The sequence below is a fragment of the Parasphingopyxis lamellibrachiae genome (genome assembly GCF_003385775.1).
Taxonomy (GTDB): Bacteria; Pseudomonadota; Alphaproteobacteria; order Sphingomonadales; family Sphingomonadaceae; genus Parasphingopyxis; species Parasphingopyxis lamellibrachiae.
This window is the reverse complement of record NZ_QRDP01000004.1, coordinates 204,125-230,447: the sequence shown is the minus strand read 5'-3', so window position 1 is coordinate 230,447 and position 26,323 is coordinate 204,125. Positions and strand designations below refer to the sequence as shown.

At 60.9% G+C, this 26,323-nt stretch carries 25 protein-coding genes; 16 read left to right on the top strand and 9 right to left on the bottom strand.

Features of this window, described 5'->3' with window-relative positions; genetic code table 11:
- Positions 1-2: 2 nt before the first annotated feature.
- Together glyS and DFR46_RS01200 are read right to left on the bottom strand one after the other, a co-directional pair.
- A complete protein-coding gene (gene glyS, locus DFR46_RS01205; protein ID WP_116237075.1) occupies positions 3-2,204 on the bottom strand; it encodes a glycine--tRNA ligase subunit beta in 2,202 nt (733 codons plus the stop codon).
- On the bottom strand, positions 2,204-3,076 hold the full coding sequence (locus tag DFR46_RS01200; RefSeq protein ID WP_116234799.1) for a glycine--tRNA ligase subunit alpha: 873 nt from the start codon (positions 3,074-3,076) through the stop codon (positions 2,204-2,206). Before DFR46_RS01200 ends, glyS begins: the two co-directional genes overlap by 1 nt.
- Positions 3,077-3,235: 159 nt before the next feature.
- On the opposite strand from DFR46_RS01200, the gene DFR46_RS01195 reads away from it, so the two are divergent.
- The 5 genes from DFR46_RS01195 to DFR46_RS01175 all read left to right on the top strand — a co-directional run bounded on the left by DFR46_RS01195 (position 3,236) and on the right by DFR46_RS01175 (position 9,005).
- Positions 3,236-5,266: a pyrroloquinoline quinone-dependent dehydrogenase gene (locus tag DFR46_RS01195; protein WP_211306356.1), complete on the top strand. Its 2,031-nt coding sequence runs from the start codon at positions 3,236-3,238 to the stop codon at positions 5,264-5,266.
- A 48-nt stretch (positions 5,267-5,314) separates the two neighbouring features.
- Positions 5,315-6,241, top strand: coding sequence for a TraB/GumN family protein (locus tag DFR46_RS01190; RefSeq protein ID WP_116234798.1), 927 nt, complete (start codon positions 5,315-5,317; stop codon positions 6,239-6,241).
- A gap of 300 nt (positions 6,242-6,541) precedes the next feature.
- Positions 6,542-7,234 carry a 50S ribosomal protein L25/general stress protein Ctc gene (locus tag DFR46_RS01185; RefSeq protein ID WP_116234797.1) on the top strand — a complete coding sequence of 231 codons (693 nt, stop codon included), beginning with the start codon at positions 6,542-6,544 and terminating at the stop codon, positions 7,232-7,234.
- 123 nt (positions 7,235-7,357) lie between these two features.
- Positions 7,358-7,933, top strand: a complete 576-nt coding sequence (gene pth / locus DFR46_RS01180) for an aminoacyl-tRNA hydrolase (protein ID WP_116234796.1) — start codon at positions 7,358-7,360, stop codon at positions 7,931-7,933.
- Positions 7,934-8,012: 79 nt separating this feature from the next.
- On the top strand, positions 8,013-9,005 hold the full coding sequence (locus tag DFR46_RS01175; RefSeq protein ID WP_116234795.1) for an SDR family oxidoreductase: 993 nt from the start codon (positions 8,013-8,015) through the stop codon (positions 9,003-9,005).
- Positions 9,006-9,042: 37 nt separating this feature from the next.
- Here the strand turns inward: DFR46_RS01175 and DFR46_RS01170 are convergent, their stop codons facing one another.
- Positions 9,043-9,945 carry a LysR substrate-binding domain-containing protein gene (locus DFR46_RS01170; protein WP_116234794.1) on the bottom strand — a complete coding sequence of 301 codons (903 nt, stop codon included), beginning with the start codon at positions 9,943-9,945 and terminating at the stop codon, positions 9,043-9,045.
- Positions 9,946-10,034: 89 nt separating this feature from the next.
- On the opposite strand from DFR46_RS01170, the gene DFR46_RS01165 reads away from it, so the two are divergent.
- A complete protein-coding gene (locus DFR46_RS01165) occupies positions 10,035-10,745 on the top strand; it encodes an FMN-dependent NADH-azoreductase (protein ID WP_116237073.1) in 711 nt (236 codons plus the stop codon).
- Here DFR46_RS01165 and DFR46_RS01160 read toward each other — a convergent pair.
- On the bottom strand, positions 10,742-13,156 hold the full coding sequence (locus tag DFR46_RS01160; protein WP_116234793.1) for a zinc-dependent metalloprotease: 2,415 nt from the start codon (positions 13,154-13,156) through the stop codon (positions 10,742-10,744). The genes DFR46_RS01165 and DFR46_RS01160 overlap by 4 nt on opposite strands.
- 144 nt (positions 13,157-13,300) lie before the next feature.
- On the opposite strand from DFR46_RS01160, the gene ychF reads away from it, so the two are divergent.
- From ychF to DFR46_RS01145, 3 genes are read left to right on the top strand one after another with little or no spacing between them, the layout of a single operon-like run.
- Positions 13,301-14,401: a redox-regulated ATPase YchF gene (gene ychF / locus DFR46_RS01155; protein WP_116237072.1), complete on the top strand. Its 1,101-nt coding sequence runs from the start codon at positions 13,301-13,303 to the stop codon at positions 14,399-14,401.
- Positions 14,402-14,453: 52 nt separating this feature from the next.
- Positions 14,454-15,665, top strand: coding sequence for an alkaline phosphatase family protein (locus tag DFR46_RS01150; protein WP_245953588.1), 1,212 nt, complete (start codon positions 14,454-14,456; stop codon positions 15,663-15,665).
- Positions 15,666-15,711: 46 nt separating this feature from the next.
- Complete coding sequence (locus DFR46_RS01145; RefSeq protein WP_116234792.1) at positions 15,712-16,176, top strand: MaoC family dehydratase; 465 nt, start codon at positions 15,712-15,714, stop codon at positions 16,174-16,176.
- Here DFR46_RS01145 and DFR46_RS01140 read toward each other — a convergent pair.
- From DFR46_RS01140 to petA, 4 genes are read right to left on the bottom strand one after another with little or no spacing between them, the layout of a single operon-like run.
- Entirely contained in the window at positions 16,173-16,721 is a 549-nt protein-coding gene (locus DFR46_RS01140) for an adenine phosphoribosyltransferase (protein ID WP_245953586.1), read from the bottom strand. The two genes, DFR46_RS01145 and DFR46_RS01140, sit on opposite strands and share 4 nt — an antisense overlap.
- A gap of 3 nt (positions 16,722-16,724) precedes the next feature.
- Positions 16,725-17,555: a cytochrome c1 gene (locus DFR46_RS01135; RefSeq protein ID WP_116234791.1), complete on the bottom strand. Its 831-nt coding sequence runs from the start codon at positions 17,553-17,555 to the stop codon at positions 16,725-16,727.
- 11 nt (positions 17,556-17,566) lie between these two features.
- Positions 17,567-18,850, bottom strand: a complete 1,284-nt coding sequence (locus DFR46_RS01130; protein ID WP_116234790.1) for a cytochrome b — start codon at positions 18,848-18,850, stop codon at positions 17,567-17,569.
- 11 nt (positions 18,851-18,861) lie between these two features.
- The gene (petA, locus tag DFR46_RS01125) at positions 18,862-19,434 is read right to left on the bottom strand and encodes a ubiquinol-cytochrome c reductase iron-sulfur subunit (RefSeq protein ID WP_116234789.1); all 573 of its coding nucleotides are present in this window, start codon (positions 19,432-19,434) and stop codon (positions 18,862-18,864) included.
- 164 nt (positions 19,435-19,598) lie between these two features.
- Between petA and DFR46_RS01120 the strand changes: the two genes are divergently transcribed.
- From DFR46_RS01120 to DFR46_RS01110, 3 genes are read left to right on the top strand one after another with little or no spacing between them, the layout of a single operon-like run.
- Positions 19,599-20,048, top strand: coding sequence for a tRNA (cytidine(34)-2'-O)-methyltransferase (locus DFR46_RS01120; protein ID WP_116234788.1), 450 nt, complete (start codon positions 19,599-19,601; stop codon positions 20,046-20,048).
- Complete coding sequence (hemF, locus tag DFR46_RS01115; RefSeq protein ID WP_116234787.1) at positions 20,045-20,899, top strand: oxygen-dependent coproporphyrinogen oxidase; 855 nt, start codon at positions 20,045-20,047, stop codon at positions 20,897-20,899. The genes DFR46_RS01120 and hemF overlap by 4 nt, the downstream gene beginning before the upstream one ends.
- A gap of 15 nt (positions 20,900-20,914) precedes the next feature.
- Complete coding sequence (locus DFR46_RS01110; protein WP_116234786.1) at positions 20,915-21,502, top strand: GNAT family N-acetyltransferase; 588 nt, start codon at positions 20,915-20,917, stop codon at positions 21,500-21,502.
- A 15-nt stretch (positions 21,503-21,517) separates the two neighbouring features.
- Here the strand turns inward: DFR46_RS01110 and DFR46_RS01105 are convergent, their stop codons facing one another.
- The gene (locus DFR46_RS01105) at positions 21,518-22,270 is read right to left on the bottom strand and encodes a hypothetical protein (RefSeq protein WP_147297592.1); all 753 of its coding nucleotides are present in this window, start codon (positions 22,268-22,270) and stop codon (positions 21,518-21,520) included.
- Between the two features lie 77 nt (positions 22,271-22,347).
- Between DFR46_RS01105 and lipB the strand changes: the two genes are divergently transcribed.
- From lipB to DFR46_RS01085, 4 genes are all read left to right on the top strand, one after another.
- The gene (gene lipB / locus DFR46_RS01100) at positions 22,348-23,007 is read left to right on the top strand and encodes a lipoyl(octanoyl) transferase LipB (RefSeq protein ID WP_116234784.1); all 660 of its coding nucleotides are present in this window, start codon (positions 22,348-22,350) and stop codon (positions 23,005-23,007) included.
- Positions 23,008-23,082: 75 nt separating this feature from the next.
- Positions 23,083-23,448 (top strand): hypothetical protein, encoded by a 366-nt coding sequence (locus tag DFR46_RS01095; RefSeq protein ID WP_147297591.1) that lies wholly within the window; start codon positions 23,083-23,085, stop codon positions 23,446-23,448.
- Between the two features lie 120 nt (positions 23,449-23,568).
- On the top strand, positions 23,569-24,216 hold the full coding sequence (locus DFR46_RS01090; RefSeq protein ID WP_116234782.1) for a hypothetical protein: 648 nt from the start codon (positions 23,569-23,571) through the stop codon (positions 24,214-24,216).
- Positions 24,217-24,254: 38 nt separating this feature from the next.
- Positions 24,255-26,321 (top strand): capsular polysaccharide biosynthesis protein, encoded by a 2,067-nt coding sequence (locus DFR46_RS01085; protein ID WP_116234781.1) that lies wholly within the window; start codon positions 24,255-24,257, stop codon positions 26,319-26,321.
- Positions 26,322-26,323 lie beyond the last annotated feature (2 nt).

The following is a 26,323-nucleotide window of genomic DNA, read 5'->3' as shown; positions in this document are numbered from 1 at the left end:
GTTCAGCCTTCAATCTTGGAAAAATCGGCAACGCTGTGAACGGCGTCGCGAAAACGCGCCAGCATATCGAGCCGCGATGCGCGTTTGACCAGGTCGTCATCGTTGACGGTGACTTTCTCGAAAAACGCGTCGATCGGTTTGCGCAACGTGGCCAGCGCCGCCATCGCCTTTTCGAAATCCTCGGCCGCAATGGCAGTCGCAGCCTTGGGTTCGGCGCTGTTAAGGGCTTCGAGGAGGAGCGCCTCTTCGGGTTCGGGGTTGTAGTCGCCCTCGACCGGCTCCCACTCTTCCTTCTTCAGGATATTCGCCGCGCGCTTGTACCCGGCGAGCAGGTTCGCGCCGTCGGCCGTCTTGAGGAAGGCCTGCAACGCTTTGACGCGCGCGAGCAGCCGGACGAGATCGTCCTCGCCGCCGAGCGCGAACACCGCATCGATCAGATCGTGGCGGACACCGGCTTCGCGCTGCTGGACCTTGAGGCGGTCGGCGAAGAATTTGCGCAGACTCACTATAGTTTGCTGTTCGTCAACAGGAGTCTGTGGTGACCATTTCACACCTTCTTTGTGAGCCTCAGGCTGCTTTTCCTGCTCCTCCAGGCTCAGTTCTTTGTAGCCCCAAATCCAGCGATTGCCGCTTTCGTCCTCAGGAGCTAGCAAATCCAATATCTTGAGAACTGCATCGGTGAGGGAGAACCTTAGCCCTGATTTTTCTGTCAAGGCTTGTGCACCGATCATCGCTCTCCGCAGAGCGAACGGATCTTTCGATCCCGTGGGGGGCATTTCTGACGCAAAAAAACCCACCAATGCATCCAGCTTATCCGCCAAACTCACCGCCACCGTTACCGGCGCGGTGGGGACGTCATCGCCCTGCCCGACCGGCTTGTAATGATCGCGGATCGCGGCGGAGACTTCGGGGTCGAGACCTTCATTGGCCGCATAATAGCCGCCCATCACGCCCTGTAGATCGGCAAACTCGCCGACCATGCCGGTTACAAGATCGGCCTTTGCCAAGGACGCCGCATTGAAAACATCGTTAGCCAGTTTCACCTTTGCTTGGGGCCTATCCTCAAGCGGTTTGACGATGTCCGCTTCGACGAGCCAGCCCGCTAATTTTGCGACCCGGTCAACCTTGTCGGCGACCGTGCCTAACTTCTCGTGGAAAACGATCTGGTCGAGCTTTTTCGCATGCTCGGAAAGGCTGACCTTCTGATCCTGTTCCCAGAAGAATTTGGCGTCGGACAGCCGCGCAGCGAGCACTTTTTCATTGCCGGCCACGACATGCGCGCCCTCATCGGCCGCCTCGATATTCGCCACGCAGATGAAGTGCGGAGAGAGGCTGCCATCCGGTTTCTCGCAGGCGAAATATTTCTGGTGGCTGCGCATCGCCAAGGTGATCGCTTCGGGCGCCACTTCGAGGAAGCTTTCATCGAAGCTGCCCAGCAGCGGCACCGGCCATTCGGTCAGCCCGGCATTTTCCTCGACCAGCCCCGGATCCTGCTTGCGGACAAGGCCCGCCTCTTCGGCCAGCGCATTGGCGCGCGTACGGATAATCCCCTCGCGCTCCTTGTGATCGACGATGACATGGCAGGCGCGCAGCTTTTCCACGTAATCGTCCGCCCCGCCGATCGTTATGGGTCCGTCATGATGGAAACGGTGGCCTACCGTCTCATAGCCAGAGGCAATTCCGTCAATCTCACACGCCACCAACTGCTCGCCAAGGATCGCGACGATCCCCTGTAGTGGACGGACCCAGCGCTGGCTTTCCGAACTGACCGAGGCCGCGCCCCAGCGCATGGATTTGGGCCAGGGGAAAGCACGGATGATCGTCGGGATCGCTTCGCCAAGAACATCGGCGGTCGCACGGCCCGGCTTGTCGATCACGGCGAAATAGGTCGGCTTGCCTTTCACATCGCGGGTTTCGAGATCATCGCGCATCAGGCCCGTCGAACGCAGGAAACCGTCGACCGCCTGATCGGGCGCGTCGGCCTTGGGGCCCTTCCGTTCCTCGCGAACAGCCTCAGTTTCCATCGGCAGCTCGCGTGCAATCAGCGTCAGCCGCCGCGGCGTGGACCATGTTTCGATGCTTTCGGCCTTGAGGCCCGCCGCATCGAGCTCGGCCGTGAACAGCCGCTCCAGGTCAGCGCGCGCCTTGCCCTGCATCCGCGCCGGAATTTCTTCGGAAAGCAGTTCGAACAGGAAATCAGCCATCAGGCGCTCCACCCATTCTTGGCCATATAGGCTTCGCACGACCCGACAGCGAGTTCGCGCACCCGGCCGATATAGGCCTGACGCTCGGCGACCGAAATCACGCCGCGTGCTTGCAAAAGGTTGAAGATGTGGCTCGCCTTGATCGCCTGGTCATAGGCGGGCAGCGGAAGTTCCGCTGCGATGCACGCCTTGCACTCGGCCGAGGCATCTTTGAACCACTGGAACAGTGTTCCGGTGTTCGCCTGCTCAAAATTATAGGCGCTGAACTGTTTCTCATTTTCGAGAAACACATCACCATAGGTCACGCCCTCATCGTTGAAGGCAAGGTCGTACACGCTGTCGACGCCCTGAATATACATGGCGAGTCGCTCCAGCCCGTAGGTGAGTTCACCGGATACCGGCTTGCAATCGAACCCGCCAATCTGCTGGAAATAGGTGAACTGGGTGACTTCCATCCCGTCGCACCAGACTTCCCAGCCCAGGCCCCAGGCGCCGAGCGTCGGGCTTTCCCAGTCATCCTCCACGAAGCGGATATCGTGTTTGAGTGGATCGATGCCGATCGCGACCAGGCTGTCGAGATAGAGCTGCTGGATATCGGTCGGGCTCGGTTTGAGGACCACCTGATACTGATAATAATGCTGGAGCCGGTTCGGGTTTTCGCCATAGCGGCCATCGGTCGGGCGGCGCGAGGGCTGCACATAGGCCGCTTTCCACGGGTCCGGACCAAGCGCACGCAAGGTGGTCGCCGGGTGGAAGGTCCCTGCCCCCATTTCTAGGTCATAGGGCTGCAGGATCACGCATCCCTGCGCGCTCCAATAATCATGGAGCGTGAGGATCAGGCGCTGAAAACTGAGGGGGTTCTTCTCACCCAACGGGTCGGCCCTTCGACTGTGCGCAGGACATGCCTTCGCAGTTGCAATAAATGGTGCGCGCGGATTGGCGCAACAGGCCGCGCGGGTCAAGCAATCTGGCCTCAAAACTGGCGAAATCGCCCAACTTGTGTCGCACCGTGTTATCCCTATAGTGCACCTATGCGTTTCACGCCCATCCGCATCGGCCTGCTGCTTCTCGGTGCAATTCTGACGATCAGCCTGCTGGGCGGGTCGGTCATCTGGTCCATGCTGGGGTTGACCGACGATCTGGGCATCGATGGCCGAGCCGAGATCGTCCGATCCGGGGCTGCGGACATTGGCGAAGGCTGGCCCGCTTATGGCGGAGACCGGGGCGGCAACCGCTATTCGGCGGCCGGGCAGATCACAACCGAGAATGTCGCCAACCTTGCCATCGCCTGGACGCATCGATCCGGGGCACTGGATGGGCGCGACGATGTGATCGGCAGAACCGCCCTTGAGACTACACCGATCCTTGTTGAAGGCTCACTGATATTCTGCACCCAGTTCAATCAGGTGATCGCGCTCGACCCCGGCACGGGGGAGGAGAAATGGCGGCATGACCCGGAAATTGCAGGCGACCAGCGCCCGGCGAATCAGTTCACCTGCCGCGGCGTTTCCTATTGGCAGGATAGCGAAGCGGAAGCGGGCGCGCCCTGCGCCTCCCGCATTTTCACCGGCACGTCCGATGCGCGGCTGATTGCGCTGGACACCCGCACCGGAGCGCTGTGCGAGGGTTTTGGCGGCGCTGGCGAAGTCCGCCTTGAACCCAGCATCACCCTGCGCTGGCCCGGCGAATTTCAGATCACCTCCGCACCGGCGGTCATCGGCGATGTGATAGTCACCGGGTCCGCCATCAGCGACAATCTGCGCACGGAGGCACCGCAGGGCACGGTTCATGGTTTCGACGCGCGCACCGGAGAAATCCTCTGGCGCTTCAATCCCGTACCTCGCGACCCCGATGATCCGACACGGTCCAGCTGGGCCGGAAACTCTGCCGATACTGTCGGTCACGCCAATGTCTGGTCCACAATGTCGGTCGACGAAGAGCGCGGCCTGATGTTCCTGCCGACATCGAGCCCCAGCCCCGATTATTATGGCGGTGCCCGGGCCGGGGACAATCATTACGCCAATTCGGTCGTCGCGCTGAATGGTGAGACCGGCGAGGTCGTCTGGCATTTCCAGACCGTCCACCACGACGTCTGGGATTACGACCTTCCCGCCCAACCCAGTCTGGTCACCGTCTGGCGCGACGGCGAAGCCCATGATGTGGTCGTCCAGGTTGCCAAGACGGGCCTCGTGTTCGTGCTCGACCGCGAGACCGGCGAGTCCTTTCTGCCGATAGAGGAACGCCCGGTACCGCAAGGCGGCGTCGAGGGAGAAATATTGTCCCCTACCCAGCCTTTCCCGGTCAACACGCCGCCCGTCGTCCCCAACCGCCTCAGGCCGTTTGCGGATGCGTTCGGGATCACATTGTGGGATCGGCTTGCCTGCGCTTCGCGCATTCGCAATCTGCGCGGCGAGGGTCTGTTCACGCCGCCCGGCCTCGATGGCCTGCTCGCCTATCCCTTTTCCGGCGGTGGGGCCAATTGGGGCGGCGCTGCCTATGATCCCAATCGAAACTTGCTCGTCATCAATATGAGCAACCTCGCCCAGGCCATTCACCTGGTGCCCGGCGCCGAGGAAGAAAGCGACATTACCGATCTTGCCGACGACGCGGAATTCGCGCCAATGGAAGGCGTGCCATACGCAATGACCCGCGAAACACTGCTCTCACCGCTGGGCCTGCCGTGCAATGCACCGCCCTGGGGCGTTCTTGCCGGGATCGATCTGGCAAGCGGCGAAATCGTCTGGCGCCAGACGATCGGAACGACCGAGGACCTTGCGCCCGGTGGGCTGGCCCTGCCGATCGGCACGCCCAATTTCGGCGGGCCCATCGTCACGGGCGGAAATTTGGTCTTTATCGGGGCGACGCTAGACGATTATCTCCGCGCCTTCGATGTCGAGACCGGCGAAGAGCTCTGGAAGGGCCGGTTGCCGGCTGGCGGCCAGGCGACGCCGATGACCTATGAATGGGAAGGCCGCCAATATGTCGTTATCGCCGCAGGCGGCCATGGCAGTTCGGGAACCCGGCCCGGCGACTTTATGGTCGCCTTCGCCCTGCCCGGTTAGGGATTGCGGACTTTTCTTTGCGCATCAAATCGCGGATAGGCGGTTGCCATGATAGCCAAAACCTTCACCTCCGCCCTTTCTGCCATGCTGCTTTCGGCCTGTGCGCCCGCCCAGACACCGCAGGCTGTTGCTCCGGCTCCTGTTGTCGCGACAGATTCAACCCCACAGGGTGATGCGCCCGCGCTGTGGCGGGTTTCCGATGAAGACACGACCATCTGGCTGTTCGGCACAATCCATGTCCTGCCTGACGGTTTTTCATGGCGGAACACGACGATCGATGCCGCCATCCAGGGCGCAGATACCCTGATCCTCGAAACAACCAGCCCCGCTGGCGAGAGCGATGCGGCGCTCCTGCTCATGCAGCTCGGCGTATCGTCAGACCTGCCGCCGATCGGCGAACGGGTCGACGCCGAGCTGTTGCCGCAACTTGCCTCGATGATAGCGCGTGGGCCGTTCCCCGAATCCTTCCTCAACGGACTGGAAACCTGGGCGGCGTCACTGATGCTGGTCGGGGTCACGCTCAACGACCTGGGGCTCGATTCCAACAATGGCGTCGAGGATCAGCTCGAGCTGATCTTCCAGCTTGCGAACAAACCTATTTCCGGACTCGAAACGCCCGCCCAGCAACTGGGTTTTTTCGACAGCCTGCCCGAAGAGGCGCAGCGCTATTTCCTCAGCTCCGTCATCGACACGCCCGAAGATATCCGCGCCGAATTCGATGCCATGCTGGAAGCGTGGCGATCCGGCGATGAAGAGGAAATCGCCCGGACCTTCGACGATGAACTGGTTCTTTCAGAGCCCTTGCGGCAGACGCTTCTCACCCGGCGGAACGCCAGCTGGGCAAACTGGATCCGCGAACGCCTCGATGAGCCGGGCGCTGTGTTCATGGCCGTCGGAGCCGGGCATCTGGCTGGCGATGAATCCGTGCAGGATTTCCTGCAAACTGCAGGAATCGAAGTCGTACGGGTTCAGTAGGTTTGTCAGAACCTTGCTCGCGCAAGGGCGCCGCATCCGGATTCATTTGTCAGACTCAACCTATAGGTTGAGCGCCGCACCAGCCCGCTCCCCCACGAGTGTACCCTGAATGGGAGGTCGGGTGGGGGAGCGGGCTGGTGCGGAGACGTTGCGATAGCGACGTTCTGACAAACTGAGGCACTCACAAACAGTTGCCAAAGCCCCTGCTCCCCCGTATACGCCCCGCTTTCCCGCTATGTGCCCCCTGGAGGCGTGGCGGGTTTTGAAACACTAACCACCCAGCGATTTGGAGATATTCAGATGAGCGATCAGCTGACATTGTCGGCCGAAGCGCGCGAGCGAGCAGGCAAGGGAGCCTCTCGCGCAATGCGTCGCGAAGGCCGAGTCCCCGCCGTAATTTACGGCGACAAGAAAGACCCGGAACCCATCCACCTTGAAGAGCGAGAGCTCGTGAAATTGCTGCAGACCGGCCATTTCATGAACAGCCTCGTGTCCCTTGAACTCGGCAGCAGCAAGACAAACGCGCTTCCGAAGGACATCCAGTTCCACCCGGTCACTGATCGCCCGATGCATGTCGATTTCCTGCGCATCGGCAAAGGCGCCAGCGTCACGCTGGAAATTCCGGTCAGCTTCGTCAACGAAGAGGAATCGCCCGGCCTGAAGCGCGGCGGCGTACTCAACGTTGTTCGCCATGAACTCGAGCTCACCTGCCCAGCCGACGACATTCCCAGCGAAATCGTTGTTCCGCTGGACGGCCTGGAAGTCGGCGACTCGATCCATATTTCGCAGATCGAACTGCCCGAGGGCGTTGTCTCGGCCATCGACGATCGCGACTTCACCATTGCAGGCGTTGTCGCGCCGTCCGCGCTCAAGCGTGACGATGCATCCGCCGAAGGTGAAGAAGGCGAAGACGGCGAAGAAGAAGTCGGTGCAGACGAAGTACCGACCACCGCACAGGGCGATGGCGGCAGCGAGGAAGAGTCGGACAGCTAAGTCCCTCTCCCTCTGCCATAAGCTATGGATAGGAAGACCGGCTTGTTCTATCGAACAGGCCGGTTTTCTTTTGCCCGCAGCAAAGAGCAGGACAGCTAGTCGCAGAAAGGCGCTAAACGCATCATGCAATTATGGGTTGGTCTTGGGAATCCCGGTGCGGAACACAGCATGCAGCGGCACAATGTCGGCTTCATGGTCGCCGATGCCATTGCCGAGGTGCATGGATTCGACGCTACGCGTTCTCGTTTCCAGAGCTGGGCGCAGATGGGCAGGATCGGGGGGGAGAAAATCCTCCTGCTCAAGCCCGCAACCTATATGAACAAATCGGGCCAGGCGATTGGCGAGGCCATGCGCTTCTACAAGCTTGGGCCGGAAGATGTGACGGTGTTTTACGATGAACTCGATCTGGAGCCATTCAAGATCAAGGTAAGGCGCGGCGGGGGGACGGCCGGACATAACGGCATAAGATCCACCGATGCGCATATCGGCAATGAATTTCGCCGGATTCGCATCGGAATCGGCCATCCGGGCAACAAGACCCGCGTTACCCGCCACGTGCTGGGCAATTACGCCAAGGCCGAAATCGAACCGCTGACGGATCTGCTCGGCGCAATTGCTGCCGAGGCCGACTGGCTCGCCAAAGGCGACGATGCGCGGTTCCTGAACGAGGTGGCGCTGCGTTTGCAAGCAACAGATTAGTTCTTCTCAACCCGTCATTCCCACCTTCGCGGGGATGACGGAATCATGCTATGTTGGCGACAATAGCAGGAGAAGGCCGATGCCAACCATGAACCGCCGCCATTTGCTCGCCGGAACCGCCGCGGTCGCCGCGCTTTCCGCCACTCCTGCAACAATGCCGGTTTTCGCCCAAACGGCACCGACCGACCTGTCGGGCAAGTCGATCCTGATTACCGGTTGTTCCTCGGGTTTTGGCCGTCTCGGCGCGCTCCATTTCGCACGCGCGGGGGCCAGGGTCATCGCAACTATGCGCAACCTGCCACGCCCCGAAGCGGACAGTCTGGCCGCCGAAGCTGAGGCCGAAGATCTCGATCTCCGGATTGTCGAAATCGATGTGCTCTCCGATGAACAGGTGAGCGCGGGCGTGGCCGAGGCAGAACGGATTGCCGGCGGTGCCATCGATATACTCGTCAACAATGCCGGCATCGGGATCACCGGGCCGATCGAGTTGCAGGACATGGAAGCGACGCAGCTGATGTTCGATACCAATGTGCTCGGATATCAGCGCATGGCGCGCGCCGTGTTGCCGGGCATGCGCGCAGCGGGCTCCGGCCAGATTTTCGCCATATCCTCGCAACTGGGCCGGGTCATCGTGCCCGGCGCGGGGCAATATTCGCCGACCAAATTCGCCGTCGAGGCGATGTTCGAACAGCTCGCCTATGAACTCGTCCCCCACAATATCGACGTGACGATTATCCAGCCCGGCGGCTATCCGACCCGGATATGGGTCAATCGCAACCGGTATACCGCCGCGCTGCGAGAGCGGACGCCCGAGGAGCGCCGCGCCGCTTATCCCGCACTTGTGGAACGGATGGGCACCGAGGATGGTTCGGGCAGAACCGCCGATCCCGCCGATGTTCCCCGCGCCATTGCCGAGATCATCGCCATGCCCGCCGGCACGCGCCCCCTGCGCCGCGCCGTCCATCCCGGGCCCAAGCCGCAGGAAGCGATCAACAGGGTTTCAGCGGAAACGCAGGTCGCATGGCTGGGCGATTCCGGCTTTGGGCCCTGGATCCGGGCTGTGCACCATTGATCCCGATGGCTAGCCGAGAAGAATGGCGTATGCCGCCTCAACGCGAGCGTGCGGGGCTTTCCGTATAGAGCGCCATTTCGCCGACGATCCAGCTCTTGAATGTCTCCGCCGCCAAACCAGCTCCTGCCAGTGTGATCAGCGAATAGTCGGCGCCCGCTATCTCTCCGTCAAAAGGACGGACAAGCAATCCCAGTTCGATATCCTGCGCGACAAGCAGGGCGCTGGCCAACGCGATTCCCTGGCCCGCAAGCGCCGCGGAAATGGCCGAAAGCTCATCCGACAGGATAAGGTCCTGCAAGCCGTTCGCCGCGCTTTCCAGGGCCGGTGAAAGGGCATCCCAACTGGGCGCGGGCCGATCTTTGCGATACCATTCGGCGTGGATCAGGCGCATCGGCGCACCGCCAGCCTGCAGTTGCTGCCAATAGGACGGCGTGCAAACTGGAATATATTTGTCCGAAACCAGCGGTGTTGCGGTCTGGCCTCTTTTGACGGCGTCACCGCCATAACGGATGGCGATATCGACCTCGCCGGCGTCGACATCGGCGAGTTTCTCACTGGCCAGTATCGACATGGACCAACCCGGTGCGGCATCCGCGAAGCGAGACGCCCTGGGTATCAGCCATTTCGACGCAAAGGCATTCGTCGCTCCAACAACGACGATTTTCCGCGATCGTCTGCGATCAATCGCTTCGACCGAACGCTGGAGTATCGCAAAGGCCGATTCTGTCGCATCGGCCAGACGCGCGCCATCTTCGGTAAGGCTCACCTGCCGGACACGGCGTTCGAACAGCTTGGTATCCAGCTGGTCTTCCAAACGCGCAACCTGATGGCTGACCGCCGTTGGCGTAACCGAAAGCTCCCTGGCGGCTTCCTTGAAACTCATACGCCGCGCCGCAGCGTCGAAAGTTCGCAGCGCTTGCAATCCGGGGACGTTATACATGACTCAAATTCACCTTATGATCGACTAATCGCCATTTGTACGCCAGTTTTTCATACATTACGCATTGGGCAATGAAAATGGAGGACGAAATGACCAATATATTAATCATCCATGCAAGCCCCCGTCGCGCGCACTCTATCAGCAGCAACCTGGCCCTTCATTTCCGCCAGACACTGGCCAAAACAGGGTTTTCAGGGAAGGTTGTCGAACGTGCTTTGACAGACAATCCGCCGGCATTCGTAACACAGGAGTGGATCGCGGCGGCATTCACGCCAGAGGACCAACGGAGCCAGGCAGACCAGGCCGCTCTCGCGCAATCCGATATTTTTATCGACGAAGTCGCGGCTGCCGATCACATCGTTGTCACGACACCTATGTATAACTACGGTATGCCGGCGATACTCAAAGCTTGGATAGACCAGGTTGTTCGGATCAATCGCACTTTCAGTTTCGATCTGGCGCGCGGCGATTGGCCGCTCGAACCGACGCTTTCCGGCAAATCCATGCTTGTTCTGTCGTCACGCGGTGAATTCGGCTTTCATGAGGGCGTTCGATCCCAGTCGAACCATCTCGACCCGCATCTTGCAACGTGCGCCGGGTATCTTGGCGTGGCGAAAGACGCCATTGAGACCATCGCGGTCGAATATCAGGAGTTCAAGGATGCCCGTCACCAGGCATCACTGGAACAGGCGATGATCGCCACCGAACGCGCGGCGCACGAAATCGCCGGCACGGCAGTAACCGAGCCGGGTTTCCAATCTTCCGGTCATGCGGAACCGGCATATAGCCAGGCGCGCTAACCGATCGGCATGCCCGGCGGCACGCGCGGCAGCCTGTCTTCATCGGCAATCGCGGCATTCAGCGCCTCACGGTCCCGAAGCAGGTTCCCAAGCCCCCTGCGCCACTGCGCATGGACATCCGAGCCGCGCCCATCGAGCGCATCTGCAAGAGAATCCAGCCGGTCCGACAATGCGAGCGCAATGGTCGGCGACAGACCGGCATCACGCTGGACCCGGGCCAATGCCAATGCTGTCGTTGTGGCGATCCGCCGTCTGACACCTGCGTCGCTCTCGCGCCCGGTAAAGCCGAAAGTCCGGCCGATCACCGCATCGATCACTTCATGGGCGCCGGGTATATCCGCCGACTGACTCTGGATTTCGAGACGGTTGAGCCGGTCGGGCGCCAACAGGCCGGCAAGGCTCACCACCGCGCCCAGTTCGGTGGCCTTGAGCGGGTCGAAAACCGGACCGCCGGCCGTCGGAAAGATCTCGATGCTCGTCTGGCGATCATTGTTGCCGGAATAGGCGTTCGACAGATAGGGCAGCACGGTATCAGGCACGCCAAGCGCCTGAGGGTCGAGCGTACGGAGCAGCGCATCGAGCGCAGCCCGCTGAGATTCCGCTGCGACCGGTGTCGCCCGCTCCAGCCCGTCTCCGTTCAGCGCATAGTTGAAATCGACACCGCCCAGCACCTTGCTCGCCGCCTCGACCTGATAGCGATGCAGCAGCCAGATCGGCACAAAGGCGCGGCGCAGCTGGGAGAGCGGCTGCCCTGCCCCGATAGCCGCCGGCCCAAAGCGACTGACGGCAACGCGGCGGACTTCCATGATCCGGTCGAGCTCGGCGACGGGATCGGCATAATCATCCCACAGGCTGCCGACCGGATGGGCGTCGCCCACCGAGCGGGATTCGCCATCCCCCACATAGCGCAAGCCCTCCGCCAGTCCGGCAGCCATGATCGGGGCGGCCTCGGCATCGGTCTGCGCGCCATAGAGCCAGTTTACGGCGAAACGATCCCACCGTCCGACGCCGACACCGTAAGCATCGGAAATATCCGGCAGGCCATCGACAAGGCGGACGCGCGGCGCCGGATAGTCCATCACCGAATAGCGACCCTGGGCGCTGCCGGCGAAATTGTGCGCAAGGCCGATGGCATGGCCCACCTCATGCGCGCCAAGCTGGCGGATGCGGGCGAGCGCGGCGCTAATCGGATCGTTGGGATCGCCTGTGCCGGTCAGCCCGGCCCCGACCAGTGCCTCGAAGATCATGATATCCTGGCGCACCCTGAGCGAGCCGAGCAGCACCTGCCCCTTGATGATCTCCCCGGTGCGCGGATCCTCGATCACCTGGCCGTAAGACCAGCCCCGCGTCGCGCGGTTCACCCAGTTGACGACATTGTAGCGGATATCGAGCGGATCGGCGTTTTCGGGCAGCATCTCGACACGAAAAGCATCGATAAAGCCGGCCGCGTCGAACGCGTCGCGCCACCAGGAAACGCCCTCGCGGAGCGCCGTGCGGATCGGCTCAGGCGCGCCGCGGTCGATATAGAAAGTGATCGGATTGCTGACCGGAGAACGCTCCGCCGCAGGATCTGTCCGGTCGAGCCGGAAGCGGTTTGCGAGCTCGTAGACGACGGGTTGGCCGAGCGGCGCGGAATAGTCCACGACCTGCATCGCGAAAGAGCCGGCCCGCGGATCGAAACGGCGCGGCTGATAACCAGGTTCCGGCAGCGCGATCAGCGAATGGCGGACGACAAAGCTCAGATTGCCGCTGACGGGCGTAATGTTGCCGATCTCGTCGCCCGGATTCGCAGCGGTAAAGGTAAGGCGCGCGCGCATTTCGATATTGCGCGGAAACACCCGGATGAAATTGGTGTCAGCGACAGAAAGGTCAGACTGGAAGGAAAATGACCGATCTCCCTCCGAAAGGGCTCCGGCAAGCTGGAGATCGTCGCGGGCGAGAAAGGGCGCAACATTGACGAGGAACCCACCATCGGCCGTTTCGGCCGCCACTTCGCCCCGCCAGATGGTGGAATAGGCAAAGGATTCACGCACCGCCCGCTGCTCTTCCGGTGTGCCGGTCGCCGCACGGAAACGTTCATTCTCGACCTCCGCCAGAACCCGGTTTCCAACCCGGCGGAACACAAGCATCCGCGCGCCCTGGCTGACCGCTCGGTCAAGGCCCAGCGGCGCCGAACCGAGGCCCGTCTCAAGCCCGCTCACATAGATGAAGCGCCCGGCCAGGCCATTCGCATCGGGAGGCGGCAGCCTCAGGAAGACCTCGCCCTCGCGCCGGTCGACATGGACGGGCAGCAGGCCATCCTGCCGCTCGGTTCCAGCCAGCACTTCCTGGGCTGTGGCGGCAGCCAGAACCGGCGACGACGCCCCGGCCAGAGCGAGAACCAACAATAAGGTTCGACCATATCGACGCATTGCATCCCCCTTTTTCAGGGGTGAAGATTAGGTTGCGAGTCAGATGCTGTCGAGCGGTTTCGGCTGGCAATATCCGGCGCAAACGCCTATCGAGCGGCCTTGTTTACCGGGCTGTTCCGGCCTTCCATTTTCGACGGGATTATCATGGGCTTCAAATGCGGGATTGTCGGCCTGCCGAATGTCGGCAAATCGACACTGTTCAACGCGCTGACCGAAACGCAGGCGGCACAGGCAGCCAATTATCCTTTCTGCACGATCGAGCCCAATGTCGGCAAAGTCGCTGTGCCCGATCCGCGAATCACCCAGATCGCGGCCATTGCCGGCTCGGCCAACACCATCGAAACCCAGCTCGAATTCGTCGATATCGCCGGGCTCGTGCGCGGCGCATCCAAGGGCGAAGGGCTGGGCAACCAGTTCCTCGCCAATATCCGCGAAGTCGATGCCATCGTCCATGTGCTCCGCTGCTTCGAGGATGACGACATCCAGCATGTCGAAAACACGATCGACCCGATCGCCGATGCCGAAACGGTGGAAACCGAATTGCTGCTTGCCGACATGGAATCGGTCGAGCGCCGGGTGGAGAACGCCAAGCGCCGGGCGACCGGCGGCGACAAGGAAGCCAAAGCCGTTGCCTCGGTGCTCGGTCAGGCGCTGAATCTCCTCAAAGAGGGCAAGCCCGCCCGGCTGACCGAGCCGAAAGACGAAGAGGAAGCACGCCTGTTCCGCGAGGCGCAACTGCTCACCGCGAAGCCCGTTCTCTATGTCTGCAACGTCGATGAGGGTTCGGCCGCGACCGGCAATGCCTTCAGCGCCCGAGTGATGGAAAAGGCGGCGGCGGAAGGCGCCGAAGCCGTTATCATCTCGGCCGCGATCGAAGCCGAAATCATCACTATGGCCCCCGAAGACCGGCCCGAATTTCTTGCCGATCTGGGCCTGGAGGAAACCGGTCTGGCGCGCGTCATCCGCGCCGGATACCAGCTCCTCCATCTGATCACCTTCTTCACCGCCGGACCCAAGGAAACCCGTGCATGGACGGTCACCAGGGGATCGCATGCGCCGCAGGCCGCCGGGGTCATCCATAGCGATTTCGAACGCGGCTTCATCCGCGCCGAGACAATCGGATTCGACGATTTCATTGCCCATAACGGCGAAACCGGCGCCCGGGATGCCGGCAAGCTTCGCCAGGAAGGCAAGGATTATGTCGTCGCCGACGGCGACGTGATGCTGTTCAAGTTCAATGTATAGTGCCGCGTTCGGCAACCGGCCCGGCATATTATCGGTGTAATGAAGGAGTGATATGGCGATGCATATGATCCGGTCGTTTTTCGTTCTCATTGCGCTGTTCGGGGCGGTTGCGACCCAGGCGCAAACACCGGTGCCCGTCACCATCCTCATCTCGATCGACGGATTTCGGCCGGACTATCTCGACCGCGGCATAACGCCGCGGCTGTCGGCATTGCGGGAGACGGGGATTTTCGCCTCGATGCGGCCTTCCTTCCCGACCAAGACATTCCCCAATCACTATACGATCGTCACCGGCCTCAGGCCCGATCACCACGGCATAACCGGCAATTCGATGATCGATCCGGCACGCCCGGGACAGATGTTCAGCCTCGGCAATCCGGCCCAGTCGCTCGATCCCTTTTGGTGGGATCAGGCCGAACCTATCTGGGTCACCGCGGAAAATGCGGGAATCCGCACTGGCACGATGTTCTGGCCCGGATCCGAAGTGGCGATCCGCGGCGTACGGCCGCAAGACTGGCAGCGCTTCGACCAGAATGTCTCGAACATCCAGCGCGTGAACGCGGTGCTCGACTGGCAAAGACGGCCCGAAACCATTCGCCCGCGTTTCGTGACCTTGTATTTCGATACAGTCGACATGGCCGGACATATCCATGGGATAAGTGCGTCGGAAACCGATGCGGCGATAGCCGAAGTCGATACGCGGATCGGAGAGCTTGTAGACGGGCTGGCGGCGATGGACCGGCTGGCCAATATCGTCATCATTTCGGATCATGGCATGCGGACCATTGATGCCGCGCGTGTGATCCAGCTGGATGAACTCATCGATCCCAGTTTCTACACGCTGGTTGAAAGCGGCCCCTATGCAGCCATTGAACCGGCTGCGGGAACCGATGACCATGTCTTCGAAACCTTCATCCAGCCGCATGACAATATGACCTGCACGCGGCGGGAAGAGGTGCCCGCCCATCTCGAATTCGGCGCCAACCCAAGGGCAACCGCCATATTGTGCAGGGCCGATGCCGGATGGGTCATCATATCGGGTGAACCGCGTTATCCAATTGCCGGGGCAACCCATGGCTGGGACAATTTCGATCCGGAAATGCGCGCGACCTTCCTTGCAAACGGCCCCGCCTTTGTGCGCGAAGCTGGCCCCGGGATTGTCGACAATGTCGATGTCTACACGCTTCTCAGCCGGCTGATCGGTATAGAACCGCTCCCCAATGACGGCGATCCGGCGGTCGCGGACGCATTGCTGAACGATTGATCACAGTTACGCTTGCGTAAACGTAAGGCCATGATATCCTGCCGCCATGCTCTATTTCGAAGATATCCAGCCCGGTACGAAATCCGCTTTCGGCTGCTATGAAGTCTCGCGCAAAGAGGTTATCGAATTCGCCTCGAAATACGATCCCCAGCCCTTTCATCTGGATGACGACGCCGCGGCGAAGACTTATTTCGGAAAAGTCTCCGCAAGCGGCTGGCACACTGGCGCAATGGTGATGCGGATGGTGGTTGAGAATATGAAGACCAACAAACAGGCGGGCCTTGGGTCACCGGGCATTGACGAACTGCGCTGGCTGAAGCCGGTATATCCGGGCGATGTGCTGCGCTGCGAATCCGAAATCGTTGACAAAACGCCCTCGCGCAGCCGCCCGGACATGGGTTCGTTTCGCAGCAAGATTACCGTCTTCAATCAGGATGACGAGCCAGTCATGACGATGAAATCCATTGGCCTGATCCGGAAACGCCCGACAGAGGCCGGGCAACGAGCCTAGTCACCCTCAAACTCGACCAGCGCCTCTACCGATACGCCGGCCTCGCGCAATCTGGCCGCCCCGCCCAGGTCGGGCAGATCGATCACGAACAGCGACTGACCGACACTGGCCCCTGCCCCGCGCAGCAGCCGAACCGCGGCATGCGCTGTGCCGCCCGTGGCCAGAAGATCGTCGATCAGCAGGATCCGCGCACCCTGCGGAATGGCATCGTGATGCATTTCCAGACTGTCGCTGCCATATTCAAGGGCATAGTCTTCGGTCAGCGTCTTGCCGGGCAGCTTGCCGCGCTTGCGGACCAGCACCAGCCCTGAACCCAGCTCGCGCGCCAGCGCCGCCCCAAAAATGAAGCCGCGCGCTTCCACACCGGCAATCGCGTCTATCGGGCCATCCACCATGGCGGCCATACGCTCGACCACGGTGGCAAAACCGCCCGGATCGAGCAGCAGTGTCGTAATGTCGCGAAACTGGATCCCCGGCTTGGGAAAGTCGGGGATCGTCCGGATCAGCGCCTTCAGATCGGCGTTGCGTTCAGCCCCGCCGCTCACGGTCTAGTGCTTCTGGTCGCGCCAGATATTCTTGTATGCGAGGAAGGCGAGCGTCGTCAGGAAGACCAGGAAGATCAACACGGCCCAGCCGGTCGACTTGCGTTCCTCCATCGTCGGCTCTGCGGTCCAGATCAGGAAGGCGGCAACGTCTTCGGACATCTGGTCAACCGTTGCCTCGGTACCGTCAGCATAGCTCACCTGGCCATCGGAAAGAGGCGGCGGCATCGCAATGTTGAGGTTCGCGAAATACGGGTTGAAATACAGCCCGGTTCCCGGCTGGAATTCCTCCGGCAGGTCCGCAGGCGGATCTTCATAACCGGAAAGCAGCGAATAGAGGTAAGCAGCACCTTCTTCGCGGGCTTTGGTCATCAGCGACAGATCCGGCGGATAGGCATTGTTGTTCGCAGCGCGCCCGGCCACTTCATTGGCATAGACATGCGGGAAGTGATCCGAAGCGATGGCATTGCGGGTCGTCTCTTCGCCGGTCTCTTCGTTAACGGTTGGAACCTGGATCGGCCACTGATCGGCGATCGCATCGACTTCGGCTTCGGTGAAACCCAGATCGGTCAGGTTGCGGAACGCGACATATTCGAGGCTATGGCAGGCCGCACACACTTCGCGATACACCTGGAACCCGCGCTGCAGCTGCTGCCGGTCGAACCGGCCCAGAGGACCATCGCTGGCAAAGCTGATTTCCCGGGCGTGATGATGATAGTCATAGGCCGTCGGGCCCGGCTCTTCTTCGGTGGTGTAGGCGATCGCGCCGACAATCAGCGAATAGCCAAGCACGCCAACAAAGCCGAGGCCGACGAGAAATCCAATAATCCGAACCATGTCGAAACCCCTTATTCGGCCGCTGCGGGCTGCGCCGCATCGTGATCTTTGCCAAGCACCGCTTCAGTGATCGAATTCGGGAGCGGCAAAGGCCGTTCCGTCCTCGAGATCAGCGGCAGGATGATCAGGAAATGCGCAAAATAATACATCGAGGCGAGCTGGCTGATCATCACATAGGGCTCCTCAGCAGGAGCGCCTCCGCAATAGCCAAGCACCGCGACATCGGCGACCAGCACCCAGAACCAGATCTTGAACTGCGGCCGGAACTTGCCCGAGCGCACAGGAGACTTGTCGAGCCAGGGCAGGAAGAACAGCAGCAGGATCGAGGCGAACATCGCCAGCACACCCAGCAGCTTTGCCGGCATGAAGAGAATGTCCACGGTGAAAGCGCGCAGGATCGCGTAGAAGGGCCAGAAATACCATTCCGGAACGATATGCGCAGGCGTCGAAAGCGGATTGGCTTCGATATAATTGTCCGCATGACCGAGGAAATTCGGCGCGAAGAACACCATGATCGCCAGCAGGATAAGGAAAACGCCGGCGCCGAAACCGTCCTTCGCCGTGTAATAGGGATGGAACGGGATCGTATCCTGCGGACCCTTCACATCGATGCCCGTCGGATTGCTCGAACCGGGAAGGTGCAGCGCCCAGATGTGCAGGATGATGACTCCTGCAATCACGAACGGCAGCAGATAGTGAAGCGAGAAGAAGCGGTTGAGCGCCGCATTGTCAGGCGCGAAGCCGCCGAGCAGCCATTGCTGGATCGTTTCGCCGACAACCGGAATTGCAGCAAACAGGCCGGTGATAACCTGCGCGCCCCAGAAGCTCATCTGACCCCAGGGCAGGACATAGCCCATGAACCCGGTGGCCATCATCAGGAGGAAGATTACGAGGCCGAGCAGCCATACCATCTCGCGCGGAGCTTTGTAGGAGCCGTAATAGAGGCCGCGGAAGATGTGGATATAGACGACGATGAAGAAGAAACTGGCGCCATTGGCGTGCAGATAACGCATCAGCCAGCCCGAATTCACATCGCGCATGATATGCTCGACAGACGCGAAGGCGATCTCGCTGTTCGCGGCATAATGCATCGCGAGAACGATACCGGTCACGATCTGGATGACCAGCGCAAGACCGGAAAGCACACCGAAGTTCCAGAAATAGTTAAGGTTCCGCGGAACCGGATAACCGGCCCCCACGGAATTGAAGACGAGGCGCGGCAAAGGCAGCCGATCGTCCATCCATTTCATGAATGGGTTTGTGGGGGTGTATTGTGCAGCCCAGGGAAAGCTCATGTCAGTCTACCTTACCCGATCGTGACGGTTGTGTCGGAGGTGAATTCATATTCGGGCACCACAAGGTTGGTCGGTGCCGGACCTTTGCGGATGCGCGCGGCCGTATCATAGTGCGAACCATGGCACGGGCAGAAATAGCCGCCATATTCGCCCTTGTTCTCGCCCTGGCCCGCGCCCAGCGGAACACAGCCGAGATGGGTGCAGACCGCCAGCGTGATCAGCCAGTTTTCATGGCCATCCGCCGTACGTTCGGCCAGCGTTTGCGGATCCCGCAGCCCCGACACGTCGACGGCATTGGCTTCCGTAATTTCATCCGCTGTCAAATTGCGGATGAACAGGGGCTGCTTGCGCCAGATTGTCTTGACCGCCTGGCCCGGCTCGATGTTCGCGAGATCGACCTCGATCGACGAGAGCGCGAGAACGTCCGCCGACGGATTCATCTGGTTCACCAGCGGGAGAATCGCGATGACCCCGCCAACGCCGGCAAAGCTCACAGCAGCAATGTTTAGGAAATCGCGGCGGCGTACACCCTCTTGTTCGGGTTGTTCGCCTGCCGGCTGTTCTACATGGTCTTCCGTCGCCATTCCTCGGGCCTTCATGTTTCTCTTCGGACATCGGGACAAGTGGATGGTTCGCAGCCCTGCCCCAGCGGCTTCTTGGCGCGCCTGATAGCCGCCCTAAGGACCATTTGCCAACAGCGTTTTTGACCATCTTGTGACATCTTCGCCCCAAGAGGTATGTGACGACTATGCGTATCGCCCTTTTCCAGCCCGATATCGCCGGAAATGTCGGCACAATATTGCGGACTTCCGCGTGTTTTGGCGTTGGGCTCGATATTATCGAGCCCTGCGGCTTTCCCTATTCCGACCGCAAACTGAAGCGGGCGGGCATGGACTATGCGGCAGAGGCCGATGTGAGTCGGCACGCCGATTGGGCAGCGTTTCGCGAATCGCGCCCGGCGCGGATCGCCCTGCTGACCGTCGACGGAGACACCGCGCTACCCGATGCCCGGTTCGAACCGGGCGATATCCTGATGGCGGGTTCGGAAAGCGCCGGTGCGCCGCCTTACGTCCATGATGCCGCCGCGATGCGGATTCATATTCCCATGCGCCCGCGCTTTCGCTCCTTGAATGTCGCGATAGCAACGGGCATCGCACTCGGCGAAGCTTTGAGACAAACGGGAAACTGGCCTGAATGATCGACATGGATGCCCAGCAAAAGGCGGCACGCACCACCTTTGAGAAATTGCGCGACCGGATTTGCGCCGAATTCGAAACCATCGAAACCGAAGCGGGCAGCGACGCCCGGTTCGTCTACACGCCTTGGGAACGTCCCGACGAAACGGGCATGCCGGGCGGCGGCGGTGTGCAGGGTCTGATCAAAGGCGCTGTGTTTGAAAAGGCCGGCGTTAACGTCTCGACCGTGTCCGGCCAGTTTAGCGAAGATTTTGCAAAGACGATCAACGGGGCTGAAACAGATCCGCGCTTTTTCGCGACGGGAATCAGTCTTGTTGCCCATATGGCAAACCCTCACGTGCCCGCAGTTCATATGAACCTGCGTTTTCTCAATACGACCAAGCGCTGGTTCGGCGGCGGCGCGGATCTCAATCCGCCGATTCCCTATAAGGAAGATACGGATTTCTTTCACGCCGAGCTGTTCAAGGCCTGCGATGCCCATGAGCCCGGCGATTACGAGAAATTCTCGAAATGGGCGGATGAGTATTTCTGGATTCCGCATCGGAACGTTGCCCGCGGTGTGGGCGGGGTATTTTTCGACCATCTCGAAATCGAGGACGACGCAGATTTCAACGCGCATCTCGCCTTTGCCGACCATGTCGGTAACGCGTTTCTCAAGACATTCCCAGCGCTTGTGCGTAAGCGGATGACACAGGAATTCACCGACGAAGAGAAGGCGACGCAGCTCGAATGGCGCGGCCGCTATGCCGAATTCAACCTCGTCTACGATCGCGGCACGCTGTTCGGCCTGAAAACCGGCGGCAATATCGATGCGATATTGATGAGCCTGCCGCCGCTCGCCACCTGGTCGTGACCGCAGGACGGTAAAATGGGCCTGGAGACGCTAAAAGCCGGTGAACTGGGCGCAATCGTCACCTATCTAGACATGCGCGAGCGGCCAAGGCTTGCGCCGCCGCCCCCTTCCCCGCTTCGGTTGAAACGATGGGAGATCGTCGATCCTGGTAAATATCGCACGCTCTTCACCCGTGTCGGCGGACCCTGGCTCTGGTTTTCGCGGCTCGCAATCGACGAACGCGAATTGCTATCGATCATTCGCGACCCGCAGATCGAGATATTCGCGGTGGAAGACCGGCACGGGATCGAGGTTGGCATGCTCGAACTGGATTTCCGCGAATCAGGCGATTGCGAGCTTTCCTACCTCGGCCTTGTCCCGGAGCTGGCGGGTGCCGGCCATGGGAAATGGCTGATGGCGGAGGCGTTGAACCGGGCATGGCGCAAAGATATTTCCCGCGTTCATGTGCACACCTGCACGCTCGACCATCCCGGCGCCCTGCGCTTCTATCGCAATTCCGGGTTTACGGCACGGGGCCAGTCCGTCGAGACTTTTCCCGATCCCAGGCTATTGAATTTGCTCCCGCGGGATTTCGCGCCGCATGTCCCCTTGCGCGAAGCCTAAGGAAATGCGCGAAGCTTAGGAAAACACCTGCGATGCCTGTGCATCGGTAAGCTGCCGGTAGATCGCCACCGGCATCAGCGTGAAGACTGTCGTTCCCGCGGCAGATACGAGCCCCGAAACCACCGCCAGCAACGCCGCCCCAATTCCGCCAACGGCCATATCGAGGCCCAGCAGTGCGAAGATCGACCCGAAGACGATCGAACAGACCATCGAAATCAGCAGAAAAACGATGCCGACGATCAGCAGGAATGCGAAAATCGGAAACGCATTGCCCGTGGTGACCGTAAAACTCCGCCGAATCGCGACGAGCGGATTGCGAATATTTTCCGATATGGCGATCACGCCGATAGGCGCCAAACGCGTGGCAAGATAAATACCGGGCAGGATGAACAGCAACAGGCCCAGCCCGATGATGACATTGCCTGTAAGGTTGATGAGAAAATAAAAGGGCAGGAAGAGCAGTGCGGCCTTGATCGCCTCGCCAACCGTCAGCCGGCCGGTCGCCATCACGAGGGACCAGATCGCCAACTGGCCGGCCATCTGGATGAGGCTGATCAGGAAGATCAGCGGCAGGTAAGGCCTCAACACTGCGGCCACCGCGCTCAAACTGCTGATATCCTCTATCGGCGGCAGCCTGAAAGACAAAATCAGACCCGGGAGCAGAAAAAAGACGCCCGCAATCGCAACCAGCAGCGCCATATCGCGGCCCAGCAACTGCCGGACTTCGTCCCAACCCGCGCTCGGCGAAAATCGTTTTGTATCGGTCATGCCAGCCATCATGCGGTGTGATGATCAAGGGCACAAGGCCTTGATCCCCGCCCTCTTCCCACACATCTATCCTAGCGATGGAAACGAACGATATCGAATGGCGCACATGGCCCGGCCTGACGGACTACCCCGGGACACTGGCCAATATGGAGGAGCGCGCCGCCGCGATTCATCGTGGCGAAGCGCGTGAATGTGTCTGGCTACTCGAACATCCCCCGCTCTACACCGCCGGGACGAGCGCCGCGCCCGAAGAACTGATCAGCGCCGAGCGGTTTCCCGTTTATACGGCCGGACGCGGCGGCCGATACACTTATCACGGGCCCGGCCAGCGTGTCGTTTATGTCATGCTGGACCTCTCGAAACGCGGCCGCGACGTCCGTCATTTCGTGCATTCGCTAGAAGCCTGGGTAATTGCGAGCCTTGCCGAACTCGGCGTCGAGGCCCGCCGCGCGGAAGGCCGGATCGGGATATGGGCGGATGACGGCGATAGCGAGGCGAAAATCGGCGCGATCGGCGTCCGCATTCGCCGCTGGGTGAGCTTTCACGGATTTGCCCTCAATGTCGCACCCGATCTTGCGCATTTCGACGGAATAATCCCATGCGGGATCGCCGAATATCCGGTGACAAGCCTTGCAAAGCTGGGCCTGGAAACGTCCATGGAAGCCGTCGACGCGGCTATCCATGTGCAGTTCCCGGCCTTTCTGGAATTGTTGGAAACGCCTGAAACAAAGGATTGAATCTAACAACGCGACGGATAAACTTGTGGCGGGAAAACGGCAGCGCTATCGCATTTGCGAACGAGGGAGACGGTGATGCGCATTTCGAAGACAGTATTGAACGGATCAGCAGCAATCATGGCAACGCTGGCCCTGGCCGCCTGTGGCGGCGGCACGGAAACGGCGACGACAGATGAAGACACCGCCGTAACCGATGTCGATCCCGGTGAAGGCGACGGGACGATCAACGATACGACGCTGATCGACGGCACGATAGGGGCAGAGGAAGCCATGGGTATGGAAAGCAGGATGCCCGCAGACAGCAATACCGCGCCTTCGCCGGACACCGAACCGGAGCCAGCCAGCGCACCGCCGGAGCAACCCGCCGCTGCCGAACCGACAACCGATGATAGCGAAGAGGAAGCGCCAGGCACCGAGAATGATGAGGAAGCGGCCGAGTAAAATGACGGCCAACCGGCGCGGCGCAAGCCAGAACGAGTCGGACGGGCGGCGAACCGAGCGGCACCGCCTTACCCGGTTCGCAATTCCCGGTAAAAAGATGGAGAACGAGGGAGAGTGAAGATGCGTAAAATCGGGACGGTAATTGCCGGACTGGCGGCGATGGTTGGCAGTGCGATATCGGCCCCGGCCTCGGCGCAGATATTCTTCTTTCCTCCCGAACATGAGGGTCAGCCGGTAACCGGTGCCGAACCGGGCTTGTTCACCCCCGCCCTGGTTGGCGGCCAACCGGCCGATATCCGGGCCAATCTCATATGGAACCTGCGGTCGAGTCTCAACGTCGCGGCACTCAATTGCCAGTTCTGGCCGTCGATCATGTCGGTCGACAATTACAATGCCATTCTAACGCATCATGCCGATGAGCTGAACGCGGCATACGAAGGTCTGAAAACCTATTTCCGCCGGACGGCCGGGCGGCGTTGGCAGTCCGCAATGGATGAATATACGACCAGCATGTATCAAAGCTATATCCGTGTCGGTTCCCAGCGCAGCTTTTGTACCGCCGCAGCAGAAACCGCCCGCGATGCCCTCGCCCGTCCAAAGGGACAGCTTCACCTGACGGCACAGACCCGGATGCGTCAGATGCGCAACAGCCTGGTATCCTACGCCGACGCGACCATGCCCTATCACCAGGCCGTACCGCTGCCACCAATGCTCTGGCTCGACAGCCGCTGCTGGCGGAACAGCAATTATAATCGCCGTCGCTGCTAGCCTTGCCAAAATCGCAGGGGGCTTCCATTTCGTCCCCGATGGCCGACACCTCTTCCTATCACCTTGCCGCGCAGCACCTGCTTGTTCCCGGGCATGGCGTTGCGGGTATTCCCCACTTGGATGCCTTCCTGCCGGAAGTTCCGCAGATCGAACGCCGCCGCTGGCCGTCCGCCAACACCGACGCGGTCGCCGGATGGGGTCATAAGCCGACCGCGCGGCGCGCCCGCGCAATCGCCGCGCGTAAGGGCCTGCCCTATATCGCGCTTGAAGATGGTTTCCTGCGGTCCATCGGGCTGGGTGAAGCCGGCGTGCCTCCGCTGAGCATGGTCGTCGACGATATCGGCATTTATTACGATGCCCGGTCGCCTTCGCGGATCGAAACGCTTCTGGAGGATGGCCGCTGGAAAACGCCTGAACTGCTGGCGCGCGCCGAAAAGGCGATGCAGAATATCGCCGAATATGGCCTGAGCAAGACAAATGCCGCCCCGCGCCTGGATCACCACGCTTTGCAAGCGGCAAAAAAACGGCGCGTTCTGGTCGTCGATCAAACCCATGGCGATGAATCGATTACCGGCGGGCTGGCCGACACCGAACGCTTCGCCAAGATGCTCGAAGTTGCAAGGCGCGACGAACCGGACGCGGAGATCATCGTGCGTCGCCATCCGGCCGTTGCCGCCGGGTTGAAGAAAGGCTGCATCCCCGAAGAAGCGCTGAGCGGCGTAACCCTGCTCGATAGCGAGGCGCGCGCCACGGATATTTTGGCGCAGGTCGATGCCGTCTATTGCGTTACCAGCCTGATGGGGTTTGAGGCACTGATGCTGGGTAAACCGGTGCGGTGCTTCGGAATGCCCTTCTATGCGGGCTGGGGAGCGACGCGGGACGAAGTGCGATGCAAACGGCGCACAGCGAAACGCTCAATCCAGGAGATATTCGCCGCCGCCTATATCCTCTATTCGCGTTATGTCGATCCGATCAGTGGCGCGCCGACAACCCTGGAAGCGACGATAGAAAGGCTGCATGACTGGCGCCGCGTGGCGGACAGCAACACAGGGCATTTCGCCGCCATCGGCTTTACACCCTGGAAACGCGCGGCCGTCCGCAACATGCTGGCCGGGCCGCGCAGCAGCGTGCGTTTCCACCGTTCCGTCAGGAGTGCGGAGAAAGACGCACGGGCGTGCGATATGGGCAAGATCCTCATCTGGTCGGGCAAGGAGGACGCCGAGAAGCGCGCCCAGCTCGGTCGCAGTTCGGTTCCGGTATGGCGGATGGAAGACGGATTCTTGCGGTCTCGCGGTCTTGGTTCGGATTTTCACCTCCCGGCCTCTGTCGTCATCGACGATCGCGGCATGTATTTTGATCGGCACAGCAGTTCCCGGCTGGAAATGATCCTCGAAAGCCTGTCGATACCGCCGGAGCTGACCGAACGGGCGGCCAGGCTCCGCGCCGAGCTGGTTGCGGCAGGGGTGAGCAAATATAATGTGGGCGGGGCGGCCAATATCGATGCGCCCGATGGGAAGCGGGTGATCGTCGTTGTCGGGCAGGTCGAGGATGACCGCTCGATTGAACGCGGTACGGCGGATATCAACACCAATCTCGGGCTGCTCAAGGCCGTCCGCGCCGATTATCCGGATGCCCATATCGTCTACAAACCCCATCCCGATGTCGAAACGGGCAACCGGGCCGGAAAAATCCCGGTCGCCGAGTGCAGCGCGATTGCGGACAAGATCGTCGACGGCGCCAATATCGATGCCTGTATCGCGGCCTGCGACAGCCTTGCCACGATGACTTCGCTTGCCGGGTTCGAGGCGCTGATGCGCGGAAAGACCGTGCTGACTTATGGCGGGCCCTTCTATGCCGGCTGGGGACTGACCGAAGACCGACTGACCTTCGATCGCCGGAGCCGGAAACTCACTCTCGATGCGCTCGTCGCCGGTACGCTGATCGTCTATCCGCGCTATATCCACCCGCCGACGCGCCTGCCCTGTACGCCGGAAGAAATCGCCGCGTGGCTGAGCGTCGACGCCCCCGCGCCCGGACACAAGCGGCTGCGCTGGCTAAGGGCGCTATGGGCCAGTATCAGCGGGGCCCGGCCGGTTCGCTACTAGGG